Annotated in this window: 13 protein-coding genes; 7 read left to right on the top strand and 6 right to left on the bottom strand. The window is 72.2% G+C overall.

Features of this window, described 5'->3' with window-relative positions:
- The first annotated feature begins 74 nt into the window (after positions 1 to 74).
- Both IA22_RS0106875 and IA22_RS0106870 read left to right on the top strand, forming a co-directional pair.
- On the top strand, positions 75 to 728 hold the full coding sequence (locus IA22_RS0106875) for a response regulator transcription factor (protein WP_030123027.1): 654 nt from the start codon (positions 75 to 77) through the stop codon (positions 726 to 728).
- Between the two features lie 62 nt (positions 729 to 790).
- Positions 791 to 1,987, top strand: a complete 1,197-nt coding sequence (locus IA22_RS0106870; RefSeq protein ID WP_234435352.1) for a sensor histidine kinase — start codon at positions 791 to 793, stop codon at positions 1,985 to 1,987.
- Here the strand turns inward: IA22_RS0106870 and IA22_RS37065 are convergent.
- Positions 1,921 to 3,720, bottom strand: coding sequence for a VWA domain-containing protein (locus tag IA22_RS37065; protein WP_015577855.1), 1,800 nt, complete (start codon positions 3,718 to 3,720; stop codon positions 1,921 to 1,923). The two genes, IA22_RS0106870 and IA22_RS37065, sit on opposite strands and share 67 nt — an antisense overlap.
- 290 nt (positions 3,721 to 4,010) lie before the next feature.
- On the opposite strand from IA22_RS37065, the gene IA22_RS0106860 reads away from it, so the two are divergent.
- The 3 genes from IA22_RS0106860 to IA22_RS0106850 all read left to right on the top strand — a co-directional run bounded on the left by IA22_RS0106860 (position 4,011) and on the right by IA22_RS0106850 (position 8,402).
- Positions 4,011 to 6,077 (top strand): PhoX family protein, encoded by a 2,067-nt coding sequence (locus IA22_RS0106860; protein WP_030123025.1) that lies wholly within the window; start codon positions 4,011 to 4,013, stop codon positions 6,075 to 6,077.
- A gap of 193 nt (positions 6,078 to 6,270) precedes the next feature.
- Positions 6,271 to 7,947: a hypothetical protein gene (locus IA22_RS0106855; protein ID WP_157840921.1), complete on the top strand. Its 1,677-nt coding sequence runs from the start codon at positions 6,271 to 6,273 to the stop codon at positions 7,945 to 7,947.
- 38 nt (positions 7,948 to 7,985) lie between these two features.
- Complete coding sequence (locus IA22_RS0106850; protein WP_015577850.1) at positions 7,986 to 8,402, top strand: RNA-binding S4 domain-containing protein; 417 nt, start codon at positions 7,986 to 7,988, stop codon at positions 8,400 to 8,402.
- Between the two features lie 50 nt (positions 8,403 to 8,452).
- Here the strand turns inward: IA22_RS0106850 and IA22_RS0106845 are convergent, their stop codons facing one another.
- Both IA22_RS0106845 and IA22_RS0106840 read right to left on the bottom strand, forming a co-directional pair.
- Entirely contained in the window at positions 8,453 to 9,424 is a 972-nt protein-coding gene (locus IA22_RS0106845) for an NADP-dependent oxidoreductase (protein ID WP_030123023.1), read from the bottom strand.
- Between the two features lie 93 nt (positions 9,425 to 9,517).
- Positions 9,518 to 10,375, bottom strand: a complete 858-nt coding sequence (locus IA22_RS0106840) for a hypothetical protein (RefSeq protein WP_030123022.1) — start codon at positions 10,373 to 10,375, stop codon at positions 9,518 to 9,520.
- A 129-nt stretch (positions 10,376 to 10,504) separates the two neighbouring features.
- Here IA22_RS0106840 and IA22_RS0106835 point away from each other — a divergent pair, with 129 nt between their 5' ends.
- Positions 10,505 to 10,915: a hypothetical protein gene (locus IA22_RS0106835; protein ID WP_014155315.1), complete on the top strand. Its 411-nt coding sequence runs from the start codon at positions 10,505 to 10,507 to the stop codon at positions 10,913 to 10,915.
- A 109-nt stretch (positions 10,916 to 11,024) separates the two neighbouring features.
- Here the strand turns inward: IA22_RS0106835 and IA22_RS0106830 are convergent, their stop codons facing one another.
- The 3 genes from IA22_RS0106830 to IA22_RS0106820 all read right to left on the bottom strand — a co-directional run bounded on the left by IA22_RS0106830 (position 11,025) and on the right by IA22_RS0106820 (position 13,309).
- Positions 11,025 to 11,447 (bottom strand): universal stress protein, encoded by a 423-nt coding sequence (locus IA22_RS0106830; protein WP_014155316.1) that lies wholly within the window; start codon positions 11,445 to 11,447, stop codon positions 11,025 to 11,027.
- Positions 11,448 to 11,543: 96 nt separating this feature from the next.
- Positions 11,544 to 12,203, bottom strand: a complete 660-nt coding sequence (locus tag IA22_RS0106825; protein WP_030123021.1) for an FMN reductase — start codon at positions 12,201 to 12,203, stop codon at positions 11,544 to 11,546.
- A 2-nt stretch (positions 12,204 to 12,205) separates the two neighbouring features.
- Entirely contained in the window at positions 12,206 to 13,309 is a 1,104-nt protein-coding gene (locus tag IA22_RS0106820) for an LLM class flavin-dependent oxidoreductase (protein WP_014155318.1), read from the bottom strand.
- Positions 13,310 to 13,651: 342 nt separating this feature from the next.
- Between IA22_RS0106820 and trpS the strand changes: the two genes are divergently transcribed.
- Positions 13,652 to 14,704 (top strand): tryptophan--tRNA ligase, encoded by a 1,053-nt coding sequence (gene trpS / locus IA22_RS0106815; RefSeq protein ID WP_245229551.1) that lies wholly within the window; start codon positions 13,652 to 13,654, stop codon positions 14,702 to 14,704.
- Positions 14,705 to 14,745: the final 41 nt, after the last annotated feature.

Raw genomic sequence — 14,745 nt, 5'->3', positions numbered from 1 at the left:
GAAACATCCTTTCCCGTACCAAAGACGCATCCTGGGAGGAGTGGACACGCGTGCACGAGGCAGGGGACAACACGATGCGGGTACTGGTCGCCGAGGACGAGGAGATTCTGGCGGAGCTGGTGGCGACCGGGCTGCGGCGTGCCGGATTCGCCGTGGACACCGTGTACAGCGGGGACGCGGCGCTCGCCTATCTGGGACTGCACGACTACGACGTGGTCGTGCTGGACCGTGATCTCCCCCGCGTGCACGGCGACGACGTCGCCCGCAGGCTCGTGTCGACCGGCTCGCGCACCAGGATCCTGATGCTCACCGCCTCGGGGACCATGGAGGACCGGGTGGAAGGGCTCGATCTCGGTGCCGACGACTACGTGAGCAAGCCCTTCGAGTTCCCCGAACTGGTGTCACGGGTGCGTGCCCTGCGGCGCCGCAGCGCCCGGCCGGTCCCGCCGCAGCTGGAGAGACACGGCATCAGGCTCGACAGCGTGCGCCGTGCCGCCACCCGGGACGGGCGTGACCTCGACCTGTCGCCGAAGGAGTTCACCGTGCTGCAGCTGCTGCTGGAGGCCGACGGAGCCACCGTCAGCGCGGAGGAACTGCTGGAGCGGGCCTGGGACGCCAACGCGGACCCCTTCACCGGCGCCGTACGCGTCTGCATGAGCAAGCTGCGCGCCAAGCTGGGGGAACCGGCGCTGATCCGCACGGTGCAGGGCGTCGGGTACGCCCTGTGAGCCGTCTGCTGAGCCTGGTGAGAGCGACCGGGGCCTCCCAGGTGCGCCACTCGACGATCCGGATGCGGATCGCCCTCGTCTACGGCGGGGTCTTCCTGGTGCTGGGCACGGCTCTGCTCACCACGGTCAACCTGGCCTCGCGCGCGGGCACCGACTCGCAGGCGCGCGCCATCGCCACCTCGGCCGCGGTCGCGCAGCCCGGGTTCGCGGTCAACGGCCCCCTGCACGCACGGGGCCGGCTCGGACCGCCCACGGTCTACGACCTCACCGACGACGTCAGTGACGCCGCGAGCAAGGAGCTCCTGTACTGGTCGGCCGCCGCCCTGCTCGTCATGACGGGATGTGCCGTCGGGGTGGGCTGGTGGACCGCGGGCCGGGTGCTGCGGCCCGTCCACGCGATGACCGCGAAGGCGCGACGTCTCTCCGAGCACACCCTGCACGAGCGGATCGCGTCCAGTGGTCCGGACGACGAACTGAAGGAGCTGGGGGAGACGCTCGATGCGCTGCTGGCCCGGCTGGAGAAGGCCTTCGACAGCCAGCGGCGGTTCATCGCCAACGCCTCGCACGAGCTGCGGACCCCGCTGGCCACCCAGCGGGCGGCGATCCAGATCGGACTCGACGATCCGTCGCCGGAGGACCTCGTACGCACCCGGCAGACGCTGCTGGACAACAACCGGCGCAGTGAGCGGCTCATCGAGGGCCTGCTGGTGCTGGCGCGCAGCGAACGGGGGCTCGCGAAGAGCGAGCGCGCACCCGTGGACCTGGCGCAGGTGGTGGGTGAGGAGGCCGCCCGGCCCTTCGCGGCCACGGAGCGGCCACCGGCGCCGCGCCCGGAGATCACGGTCGCGGCCGAGCCCTGTGTCGTGCGCGGGAACCCGCAGCTCCTCGCGCAGCTGGTGGCGAACCTGCTGTCCAACGCGGTGCGCTACAACGTGTCCGGCGGCCGGGTGGAGGTGTCACTGTCGGCGGAGGGGGCCCTGGTGGTCCGCAACACCGGCCCCGCGGTGGCGGAAGGGGACATCGCCGGGTTCTTCCAGCCGTTCCGGCGCGGGGAGGGACGGGACCGGATGGGCCAGGGCTCGGGGCTCGGGCTGTCGATCGTGCGTTCCATCGCGGTGGCCCACGGCGGTACGGCCACGGCGGTGCCCGGCCCGGAGGGCGGGCTCGCCGTGACCGTACGGCTGCCGGTGGATCAGTCCTCCGCGACGGCTCCGCGGGCGGCGGCCCACGCGGGGAGCCCGGCGAGGACCTCCCGGTAGAAGGCGGCGTCGGGCACCTCGCGCGGGGCGGGGCCCGCGTGGAAGAACCCGGCGTTCCGGACGTCCAGCCTGCGCAGGAAGTCGAAGCCCTTCGAGTCCTCCTCGCCGAACGCGACGAACTGGAAGAACAGCGGCAGCCGCGCCGCGTCCGCCAGCGCCTGCTTGGCCGCCACCTTGGCGTCCGGGGCGCCGTCCGTCTGGAAGATCACGAGCGCGGGGCCGGTGGCTCCGGACTTCTCGTAGTGCGCGACGACCTCCTCGACGGCCCGGTGGTAGTTCGTGCGGCCCAGCCGGCCGAGACCCGCGTTCAGCTCGTCGATCCGGCCCTCGTGGGTGGTGAGGTCGATCGCACCGGTGCCGTCGATGTCGGTCGAGAAGAAGACGACGGGCACGGTGGCGTCGGCGTCGAGGTGCGCGGCGAGCGCCAGGGTGCGGTCACCCAGGTGCTGGGCGCTGCCGTCCTTGTAGAACGGCCGCATGGAGCCGGAGCGGTCGAGGACCAGGTACACGGTGGCCCGCAGCCCGGTCAGCTCGTGGGCCTTGAGCGCGGCCTGCGCCGCCTTGTACGGGGCGACGAGCCCGGGTGCCGAGGTCTTGACCCTGGCGAGAGAGACGGCGGGCCTGCCGGCGGGGGCGAGGGCCCTGGGCTCGGCGACGGGATCGACGACCGGTCCGGCGGCGGCGACGGGCTCCGGCACGACGACGGGCTCGGCGGGGGTGACCGGCTCGGCGGCGACGGGGGCGGGTGCGACGACCGGCTCGGCGGCGGCGACGGGTTCCGGCTGGACGGGCTCGGCCACGACCGGCTCGGGCTCGGATACGGCGACGGGCTCGGCCACGACGGGCTCGGAGGCGTCTACGGGCTCGGCCACGACCGGCTCGGCGGTGACGGGTGCCACCTCGGGCGCGGCTTCGGCGACGGGCGGGGCGCTGACGACGGGCTCGGCCACGACGGGCTCGGGCTCGGCGACGGGCTGGGCCGGGGTGACGATCTCCGCGACCGGCTCGGCGACCGGCTGTGCGGCCGCCTCCGCGGCCGGTTCGGCCTTCGGCGCCTCGGGCTCGGTTGCCGGTTCGGCCTTCGGCGCCTCGGGCAGGGCTGCCGCCTCGGCCACGGCTTCCGCCTCGGCCTCCGGGCGCGTCTGCGCCGGGGTCTCCGAAGCGGGCTCGGCAGGTGCCACGGCGGGAACCGTCTCCGGCTCCGTCTCCGCCTTCGGCTGCACCGTCTCCGGCTCAGCCTCCCGCCGTGTCGCCTGGGGCTCCGCCTCCGGCTCCGGCTCCGGGTCCATGTCGATCGTGATCGGTGCCACGGCGACCGGCTCGGCTGCGGCGGTCTTCTCCGCCGCGGCGCCCTCCGTCTCGTCCGTGGCGTCCTTCGAGGCGTCAGCGGCGTCCTCAGCCGGCTTCGCCTCCGGGTCCGTGCCCTGGGCCGGGACCCGCGGTGCGGGGGTGGAGGTCGTCGTGGGTGCCGACGACGTGGCGGCCTTGTCGAAGGCCGCGGCCACCAGGTCCGACGCCTGGCCGCTGTCGTGCTCGGTGTCGGCCGAACGGTCCGAGGGGGAGGCCGGGGCCGGCACCGAGGCCTTCGCGGGCTCGGCCGCCGAGGTCGCGGCCGTCCCCGGATCCGCCTCCGTGGGCTGGGTGCGCTCGGCCTGGGGCGGGACGGTGGCCGTGGTCGGCTCGTCCTGCTCCGTCCGGCCGAACACCTTGCGCAGCAAGCTCCGAATGCCCATGGGCGAGGCCTTTCGCATGAGTTGGGTGCGATAAATGTCCGTACTGCGGGAATTGATCCCTGGCCAGGGCGGATACGTAAGGTTAGCGGCCGGATCCGGCCGTTCGGTGGCGCGGCCCGCCCCTGCGTCGACCGAGCTCCGAACGAGTCCTCACCGAATTATCGGGCAGGCCCCGGACGCCGGGAGACCAGCGGTGTCCCGGACTTCACCCTCCGTTCACCGGCAGTCCCACGTATGGCGTGGACGCGCACCTACCGTCACGCGTGACACACAGACGGAGGGACGAAAACGTGCGCAACCTGCTGCCGCTCATCGGCTCGCACCCGGGCGGGCGCTCTGCGCTGACCTGCCGCTACCGCTGCGGTGACGCCTGCTTCCAGGAGATTCCGAACACCAGCGACAACGAGTACGCCGGCGACATCATCGCCGGTGCCCTGTCCCGCCGTTCGATGATGCGCGCCGCCGCCGTGGTCACCGTGGCCACGGCCGCGGGCACCGCCGCTCTCGCGGGTCCGGCGGCTCCGGTCGCCGAGGCCGCGCCGCTCACGGGCCGTCCGGGCTCCAAGCCCAAGCCCAAGCCCACCGCTCCGGGCGCCCGGGGCCTGCGCTTCGCGGCCGTGGCGCCCAACAAGGACGACCGGGTCACGATCCCCGACGGCTACGGCCAGAACGTCGTGATCCGCTGGGGCGAACCGATCCTGCGCGGCGCTCCCGCCTTCGACCCGGACAAGCAGTCCGCGAAGGCGCAGGCGGGCCAGTTCGGTTACAACAACGACTTCCTCTCCCTGCTCCCGCTCCGGGGTGAGCGCGGCCGTCAGGTGCTGGTCGCCAACCACGAGTACACGGACGAGATCCTGATGTTCCGTGGATACGATCCGGCCAGTCCGACCCGTGAGCAGGTCGAGATCGCCTGGGCCGCGCACGGACTCTCCGTGGTCGTCGTCCAGGAGGAGAACCGCACCGGCAAGCTCGCGCCGGTCAACCGCCACCCGCTGAACCGCCGTCTCACCGCGACCAGCGAGTTCCGGGTCACCGGCCCGGCGGCCGGCAGCCCGCTGCTCCGCACCTCCGCCGACCGGACCGGCCGCAAGGTGCTCGGCACCCTCAACAACTGCGCGGGCGGCACCACTCCGTGGGGCACCACGCTGCACGGTGAGGAGAACTTCAACCAGTACTTCGCCAACGGCTCCAGCGACACCGACAAGCGGTACGGCATCGGCACGGGCGCCACGGAGCGCAAGTGGGAGCGGTTCGACAAGCGCTTCGACCTGGCGCAGGAGCCCAACGAGGCGCACCGCTTCGGCTGGGTCGTCGAGCTCGACCCGTACGACCCCGACTCGACGCCCCGCAAGCGGACCGCGCTCGGCCGTTTCAAGCACGAGGCCGCGCAGCCCCGGCTGACCGCGGACGGCCGCCCCGTGGTCTACATGGGCGACGACGAACGGTTCGACTACTTCTACAAGTTCGTCTCCAGCAAGCGGATGAAGAAGGGCGACTCGCGGGCCGCCCGTGAGCACAACCTGACGCTGCTCGACGAGGGCACGCTGTACGTCGCCAAGCTGACCGGGGACTCGCCCGCCGCGGAGTTCGACGGCACGGGCAAGCTGCCGTCCGACGGCGAGTTCGACGGGAGCGGCGTCTGGATACCGCTCGCCACGGGCACGACCTCGCACGTCCCGGGCATGACGGCCGAGGAGGTGTACGTCTTCACCCGTCTGGCCGGTGACAAGGTCGGTGCGACGAAGATGGACCGCCCCGAGGACGTCGAGCCCTCGCCGCGCACCGGCCGGGTGTACGTCGCCCTGACCAACAACACCGACCGCGGCAAGGCGGGCAAGGCGGGCGCAGACGAGGCCAACCCGCGCAACGCCAACAAGCACGGCCAGATCCTGGAGCTCGCCGAGCACTGGGACGACCCCGCGGGCGACGGCTTCGCCTGGCGGCTCTTCCTCGTCGCGGGCGACCCGGGGGACCCGTCGACGTACTTCTCCGGCTTCCCCAAGGAGAAGGTCAGCCCCATCTCGTGCCCGGACAACGTGGCGTTCGACGACCACGGCAACCTGTGGATCTCGACGGACGGGAACCAGCTCGGCTCGCACGACGGCCTGTTCGGCGTGGCGACGCTGGGCGAACGGCGCGGTGAGCTGAAGCAGTTCCTGACCGTCCCCACCGGCGCGGAGACCTGCGGGCCGGTGATCCAGGACCGGCGCGTCCTCGTCGCCGTCCAGCACCCGGGGGAGGTCGACGGTGCCTCCGTCGAGAAGCCGGCGAGCACCTGGCCGGACGGGCCGGGCCGGATCGTCCGCCCGTCGGTCGTCGCGGTCTGGCGCAAGGACGGCGGCGACATCGGCGTCTGAAGCGTCTGAAGCGTCTGAAGCGTCCGAAGCGGAAGCGGCCCTACGGCCTGTGCCCGTACGGTGCACGCCTGATGGGTGTCGTCCAAATGTGCCTACGAGGGGCCGAGTCGTGCGGCTAGCGTGACCGGCCGGCGCACCTGATCACGGATCAGGTGCGCCGGCGGATCCACCCGCACTCACGAAGGGCCCCCACATGGGACAACCATCCCGCAGGACACGTCTCGCGGCCTGTGCCGTGGCGGCGGGTGCCCTGCTGTCGGCATTCGTGCCGGCGGCGGGCGCCGCCGCCACGCCTGCCGGAGCCCCGGGCACCGTCGCCGCCGACGACCCCGTACCCGGTCACGAGGGCATGCCGGACGACGGTTTCGAGGACGCCCCCGAGGGCGAGCAGGACGACCTGACGGGCCCCGACGGCTCCGTCTCCGGCCTGGCCCCCGCCGACGTGCTGCCGGCCCCGGTCCCCGGCCGTGCCGGGGACTTCAAGCTGACGGCGGGTTCCTCCCTCACCGGCCTGGTGAACGACCTGGACGCCGCGCTGCCCAAGCAGGGCCTGACCGAGCTCATGGAGCAGGCCAACCGCCCAGCGGGCTGGGAGGGCGCCTGCGGCAGCAAGAGCATCTACGGCCCCGACCTCGCCGTGAACCACCGCATCTGCTGGAAGGACGACGACGCCACGTCCACGGAGTGGAGCCCGCAGGCGATCACCGGCGTCTCGGACGCGCAGGAGGACGAGGACTGGGGCTCGTCGAACGCCGAGCCGATCGCCGTGGCCGGCTACGACGACTCCAACCCGGGCCGCAGCGACTACACGTCGGGCCGGGACAACTGCGTCCAGGACGCCGTGTCCGACGCCTGCAACGAGAAGGGCATCCGGGTCAGCTTCTTCAACCAGGCCACCCAGATGTACCGCCATGTACTGCTGGTCTGGCCCTACGTCAACTCCAAGGACCACATCTCCTTCGACGCGCTCCACGCGCGCGAGGGCACATGCACCTCCGGCGTGACGGCCTCCTGCGCGGCGCAGCAGGGCATTCACGCGGGCGGCATGGTCTGGTACGGCAACTACCTGTACGTGGCCGACACCGCCAACGGCATGCGCGTCTTCGACCTGCGCAAGATCATGGACCTCAACCCGGACAACGACGCCGACGTCAACGACCCGACCCCGGACGGCCTGGTCAGTGATGTGCTGGACAAGAAGCGGGTGGGCCGTCAGAGCAACGTCTGGTACTCCTACGGCTACCGGTACGTGATGCCCCAGGTCGCCACGCTGAAGTTCACCACGGTGAAGAACGGCGGGTCCACCAAGGGGAACCAGTGCTACTCCACCGGTCGCCCGAAGGCCTCGTACATCTCGCTGGACCGGACGGACACGGATCACCTGGTGCTCGGCGAGTACTGCAACCACAACAACGGCGGTGACAGCACCGGCCGTGTCGGCACCTACCCGATGACGGCTCTGACCGCCGCCGTCGAGGGTGCGGCGGGGACGACCGCGAGTGCCGACCTCGCCTACGGGCTGCCGGCGGGCACCGCCTTCAACGGCGAGGACCTGTGGCACAAGATCCAGGGCGTCACGCGCTACGAGGGCACGTGGTACTTCCACCGCAGCAACGCGTCCAGCAACGGGCGGCTCCTCCAGGCCACGCCGCAGACGGTGGGCGGTACGCCGCAGCTGGCCGCGAACCCGAAGGTGCTGCAGTCGTCGATCGGGCCGGAGGACTTCTACCTCGCGCACGGCCGGGGCGACGGCTTCGCCCCGCAGCTCTACTCCCTCGGCGAGCACGCCCCGACCACCACGTGTCCCGGGTGCAAGCGTGAGATGTACAGCTACAACATGTCCGAGGTCATCGGCGACTTCGGTTCCTGACCCCGTCCGGGGCGCCTCACCGCACTAGAGTCGTACGCATGGTTTCCGGTGAGGCGCCGCAGGCGGAGGGAAGCGTCCGGGTCGACGCCTGGATCTGGGCGGTCCGGCTGACGAAGACCCGGTCGCAGGCGGCTGCCGCCTGCCGGGCGGGTCACGTCCGGGTCAACGGCGAGCGTGCGAAACCCGCCCAGGCCCTGCGGGCGGGCGACGAGGTACGGCTGAGGCACGCGGGCCGGGACCGGATCGTGGTCGTCTCCAAGATCGTGAAGAAGCGGGTGGGCCCGCCGGTGGCGGCCGAGTGCTTCGTCGACAACAGCCCGCCCCCGCCGCCCCGGGAGGCGGCGGTCCAGGTCCCGGTCCGCGACCGGGGCACGGGCCGGCCGACCAAGCGGGACCGCCGCGAGATGGAACGCCTCCAGGCCCCGCGTGGCCGGCGCGAGCCCGACGCCCCCTGACTCCGGTGGCCCTCCACCTCACCGGCCGGCCGTATCTTCGCCGGTGTCCTTCAGACGGCGAAGACCGTCTTGCCGCGGGCCCCGCCCGCGCGGTTCTGGGTGAGGGCCTGCGGCGCCTTCTCCAGGGGGAGCTCCATGTCGATGGGCACCTCCAGCTCGCCGCGTGCCACCGCCGACGCCAGTTCGTCCAGCAACGCGGCGGTGGGGGCGAGCCGGTAGTCGGACCAGGCGACCCCCGGCGGCGCCGCCACGCTCCGGGTGGTGACCGCGACCCCGCCGTCCCGCAGCAGGGCGGCGTACGCGGCGAACGAGCGGGTGTCCGTGGAGACGAGGTCGACCAGTGCGTCGACCCCCTCCGGGTACAGGGCGCGCACCGCGGACGCCGAGGCGTCGGGGCCGTGGGTCGTGTCGATGGTCGCGATGGCGCCGAGCGCCTTCATGCGCCGCCCCTCGTCGCCCCGTACGGCGGCCACGACCGCTGTTCCACGGGCCGCCGCGAGCTGGGTCAGGAAGCTGCCGACGCCGCCCGTCGCCCCGACGACCAGCAGGCTCAGCCCGCTGCGCACCGCCGTGCTCGACAGGATCTGCGCGGCGGTCGTCCCGGCCGACGGGAGCGCTGCGGCGGCGTGCAGCGGCATGTCGCGCGGGACCAGGGCGATCGGGGAGTCCTGGGGGACGCACAGGTATTCGGCGTACGCCCCGCAGCGGCCGGGCGGGGGTGCCGTCACCCGGCCGAAGACCGCGTCACCCACCCGGAAGCGGTTGTCGCCGCTGCCGATCATGTCGACCCGGCCCGCGAAGTCGGTGCCCAGGACGAACGGGAACACGTGGGGGGACGCACCCGGCGGGGTACCGTCCGCGGTCTGCTGGTCGAGGGTCCCTCGGTCGAGGGTCTGCCAGTCGAGCGGGTTGAGTGCGGCGTACTCGACCTTCACGCGCACCTCGCCCGCCCCGGGATCAGGCTTCGGCAGTTCGACGAGGCCTGGCTCCGCACGGAACGCGCTGACGGCGATGGCTCGCATACCGCAGACCTTCCACTCGCCCCCTGCTCTCACTGCATCCCACTGTCGCCCGGCCCGCGCACCCCCGCACCTCGGGTCCTGGGCGGGCCCCCGCTACGCCCGCCTGCTCGTCATGACCCGTCCGACCACGCCGACGACGGCCAGGACCGCCCCCGCGAGGAGCACGATCCACACGGTCGTCCGCAGGGAGGCGGTCAGCGCGTCGTACACGGCGGCGGCTCCGCCCCGGTCGGTACCCGGTACCTGGTCCAGCACCCGGTCGCGCCCCACGGCGACGGTGATCCGCAGCAGGAGGGCGCCGAGCACCAGCCCGCCGCCCGCCACGGCCACGGTCGTCAGGCCCGCCCGGCGGCCCCCGCGCACGAACGCGAGACCGGCCACCAGGACGAGCAGCACCACCGTGCCGACGGCCGGCCAGACGCTGCAGTACCGCAGCCACCGGAACGAGGACCGCAATTCGTCGGCCCGGTCGGCGGAGAGCACGGTGATCGAGGTCTCCACGACCGGGATCTGATCGGCGAACGGCACCCCGTCGTCGACCAGCTCCTTCTTGACCTCCTCGATCACCGGCGCCAGCTCGATGGTGACCGCCTGCCCGTCCTCCCCGTGCAGCGAGGCGGTCACCGCCTGGTGCGCCGTCCGGTTCGCACTGTCCCAGGCGCGCCGGAACGCCTCGGTCCGGGTGAACGACAGGGCGGTTTCGTGGAGGAACTGCTCGGCCGTGTCCTGGAGGGGACCGAGGTCGATCTTCTTCATCGCCTCGTCCGTGACCAGGGCGGCCACGGTGTCCTGCACCTCGGCGTCGGAGGCCAGCGGGGAGACGGCCGCGAGATAGCGGTCGGTGTCGTCGAGTTCCAGGTCGACCCAGGCCGAGAGAGCGGCGAACGGGACCAGCAGGGTGAGCAGGACGAGTAGTACCGCCGACAGGGCCGCTGAGAGATAGGTCCGCACAGGCACCAGCCAATCCCGTGCGGAGCGGGAGCGCCGGGGGCCGTACGCCATTCGAGTTGCCGGGCGCCCCGGCCGGGTGTGCGCTGGAGGGACACAGGGTCGGGGGGCGGACGTAAGGAGTTGTGCGCCATGGCCACACACGCAACGATGCCGGTGCGCCGACGGACGCGGCCGACCACCCCGGCGCACCACGGGAGGACCGCGCTCTCCTGGGCGATGCCCCTCGTCCTGGGCGTGATCCTCGGCTTCTGGGCCTTCTTCATCAAGCGGGACGGCGGAACCACCACCGACGGGCAGATCTGGCTCGGTGTGATCTCGGGGGTGGCCTTCGCCGCGCTCTGCTACGCACTCGTGCGGGTCCGCTGGTCCCTGCCGCGTGAGCTGCGCGCCGCGGCGTACGGCGTGCTGACCGGGGGCGCGATCGGCTTCCTCTACAGCCTGCACGGCAACAGTGTGCTGGCGTCGGGTCTGCTCGGACTGGTGCTGGCCGCCGGGATGACCTGCACCATGTTCTACGCCTACTACACGCGCGAGGACTGACCCGCGGGCCCGTCGGGGCGCGTCGGGAGGCCGCCGGACCGGGTCCGGCGGCCTCCGGGCGTCCGGCCGGCGGCAGCACGACGTGGCGCGGCCGGGCCTCCCGGCGGGGTCAGTCGCGTACGACGGTGACCGGGCAGGTGGCGTGCTGGGTGACGTGGAGGCTGACCGAGCCGAGCAGGGTCGCCTTGAACCCGCTGTACCCACGCGCGCCGACGACCAGCAGGTTCGCACCCTTGGCGCGTTCCAGCAGGGACAGAGCGGGATTGCCGATCACGACGATCTTGTCCACCGCCGCCGCGCCCTCGGCGCCGAGGGCCTCCTCCAGCGCCTCGTTGAGCGCCACCGTCGCCACCGCCTGAGGGTCGAAGTCCTCCGGCAGGCCCGGCATCAGGGAGCCCCAGCTGGTCGCGGGGTACTCCCAGCTGTTGACCGCCTCGACGGTGTCGCCGGTCAGCTCGGCCTGGCGTACGGCCCAGCGCAGCGCCTTGATCGATGCGTCCGACCCGTCGACGCCCACGACGATCCTGCCCATGTCTGCCTCCGGAGTGCTCGAACATCTACGGCATAACGTCTCCAACTCTAGCCAAACGGAACGTCCGGGGGCCCCGCAGGGCCACCGGACGTCCGGTCAGCCGACGCGGAGACCGGCGAGCTGCTGGGCGAACGGGACGACCGCGTCCTCACCGTCGTCGACGGTGAGGGCCCGGGAGGCGCCGGAGACGGTCCGTCCGGTCACGGCGGAGGCGAGCTCGCCGCCCGCGCGCCGGATCCGGGAGGGCAGCCCATCGGTGTACTCGTCCCCGTGCGAACCCCAGTCCTCGGACGCCGCGTACACGGAGGTCGGCAGGACCACGGCCCGCAGGTAGGCGAAGAGCGGGCGCATCGCGTGCTCCAGGACCAGCGAGTGCCGGGGGGTCCCGCCGGTCGCCGCGACGACGACGGGCTTGCCGGTCAGGGCGGTGTTCTCGACCAGGTCGAAGAACGACTTGAACAGCCCGCTGTACGAGGCGGTGAACACGGGCGTCACCGCGATCAGGCCGTCCGCCCCGGTCACCGCGTCGATCGCCTTCTTCAGGGCGGCCGGCGGGAAGCCGGTGACCAGGTGGTTGGCGATGTCGACGGCAAGGTCGCGCAGCTCGACGACCTCGACCTCGACGCGGCGGTCCTGTCCGGACTCCAGCGCCTCGCGAGTGGCCTCGGCGAGCCGGTCGGCCAGCAGCCGGGTGGACGAGGGGCTGCTGAGACCGGCGGCGACGGCGACGATCCTCAGGGGGGCCGTGGCGGGCATGGTCATCGGATCTCCTCCGGGTCGGCGGCGGCAGCGGCACGGGCGGCGGCGACCGCCGGGTGGACGGGGGCGTCCGGCACTCCGGCCGGGCGCAGACGGGCGAACTCCTTGCGCAGTACGGGCACGACCTCCTCGCCCAGGATGTCGAGCTGCTCCAGGACCGTCTTCAGCGGCAGCCCCGCGTGGTCCATCAGGAAGAGCTGGCGCTGGTAGTCGCCGATCTCCTCACGGAAGGACAGCGTCCGGTCGATGACCTCCTGCGGGGAGCCGACGGTCAGCGGGGTCTGCTGGGTGAAGTCCTCCAGCGAGGGCCCGTGGCCGTAGACCGGCGCGTTGTCGAAGTACGGGCGGAACTCCCGCACCGCGTCCTGCGAGTTCTTCCGCATGAACACCTGACCGCCGAGGCCCACGACGGCCTGCTCCGCGGTGCCGTGCCCGTAGTGGGCGTAGCGGCGCCGGTAGAGGTCGACCATCTTCTTCGTGTGCTCCATGGGCCAGAAGATGTTGTTGTGGAAGAAGCCGTCACCGTAGTAGGCGGCCTGCTCGGCGATCTCCGGCGAGCGGATGGAGCCGTGCCAGACGAACGGCGGGACGCCGTCCAGCGGGCGCGGGGTCGAGGTGAAGGACTGCAGCGGGGTGCGGAACTTCCCCTCCCAGTCGACGACGTCCTCGCGCCACAGCTTGTGGAGCAGCGCGTAGTTCTCGATCGCGAGCGGGATGCCCTGACGGATGTCCTTGCCGAACCAGGGGTAGACCGGCCCGGTGTTGCCGCGGCCCATCATCAGGTCGACGCGCCCGTCGGCGAGGTGCTGGAGCGTGGCGTAGTCCTCGGCGATCTTCACCGGGTCGTTGGTGGTGATCAGCGTGGTGGAGGTGGAGAGGATCAGGTTCTCGGTGCGGGCGGCGATGTAGCCGAGCGTGGTCGTCGGCGAGGACGGGACGAACGGCGGGTTGTGGTGCTCGCCGGTCGCGAAGACGTCCAGGCCCACTTCCTCGGCCTTGAGCGCGATCGCGAGGGTCGCCTTGATCCGCTCGTTCTCGCTCGGTGTCGTACCGGTCGTGGGGTCGGTGGTGACATCCCCGACGGTGAAGATCCCGAACTGCATGGCGCCCGCCTCCAATAGCGTTGAGCGAGAGTGGTTGAATGTTGAACTATGTGAACACACCCTACAACGGGGAACCCCCTCCACCTATTCCGCCCGCCCCGAAGGGCCCGCGCGACCCCGTCACACCCTGGGGAAACCCGGGCGCGGGGGACCGGTGCCCGTTACACTCGACGGCATGACCTCCGTACCGTGCCGGAACTGGTGGCGCTCCTCCTAGGAGCGGCCACCTTCATCTGCGCGGAACCAGGGCCGTTCGACATGGACGGCCCTTCCTGTTGCCCCGGCGCCCCACGGCGGGCCGTCCTTCCCGTGTACACCACCGGCGAGGAGACCCCCGTGACCATGACCACCGACCTGCCCGTCAGCCCCGCCGTGCGCCGCAGCGCCGAACTGGAGGCGCAGCTCGCCCGTGACCCGGGCCGCTTCCGTGTCCTCACCGGGGACCGGCCCACCGGGGCCCTGCACCTCGGGCACTACTTCGGCACCCTCCACAACCGGGTGCGCCTCCAGGACCTCGGCGTGGACGTCTTCGTGCTCATCGCCGACTACCAGGTCCTCACGGACCGCGACGTCGCCGAGCGGCTCACCGAGCACGTGGAGGGGCTGCTGCTGGACTACCTCGCCATCGGGATCGACCCCGCCCGCGCGACGGTCTTCAACCACAGCGCGGTCCCGGCGCTCAACCAGCTGCTGCTGCCGTTCCTGTCCCTCGTCTCCGTGGCCGAGCTGGGCCGCAACCCCACCGTGAAGGACGAGATCGCCCACTCCCGGCAGTCCGCCGTCAGCGGGCTGATGTACACCTACCCGGTGCACCAGGCCGCCGACATCCTGTTCTGCAAGGGCAACCTCGTGCCCGTCGGCCAGGACCAGCTGCCGCACCTGGAGCTCACCCGCACCGTGGCCAGACGCTTCAACGAGCGCTACGGGAACGTCTTCCCCGAACCCGACGCGCTGCTCTCCGCCGCACCCCTGCTGCTCGGCACCGACGCCACCAAGATGAGCAAGAGCCGGGGCAACTCCATCGCCCTCGGGGCCGACGCCGACGAGACCGCCCGGCTGGTCAGGGGCGCCACCACCGACGCCGAACGGCACATCACCTACGAGCCCGAGCGGCGGCCGGGGGTGTCGAGCCTGGTGCTGCTGGCGGCGCTCTGCCTGGACCGTGACCCGCACGCGGTCGCCGAGGAGATCGGCGACGGCGGAGCCGCCGGTCTCAAGCGGACCGTGACGGAGGCCGTCAACACGGCGATGGCCCCGATCCGCGCCCGGCGCGCCGAGTACGCCCAGGACATGGGGTACGTACGAGGCGTGCTCCGCGCCGGGAACGAGCGGGCGAACGCCGTGGCCGAGGCGACCCTGGAGGAGGTGCGGGAGGCGATGGGAATGTTCCGCTGACCGGCCGCGGCCGGCCCCCCTCCCTCCCGGCCCTGCTCCCG

Origin of the sequence: Kitasatospora papulosa, assembly GCF_000717245.1 — a bacterium.
Lineage (GTDB): Bacteria > Actinomycetota > Actinomycetes > Streptomycetales > Streptomycetaceae > Streptomyces > Streptomyces papulosus.
This window is presented reverse-complemented; position numbering and strand designations above follow the sequence as displayed.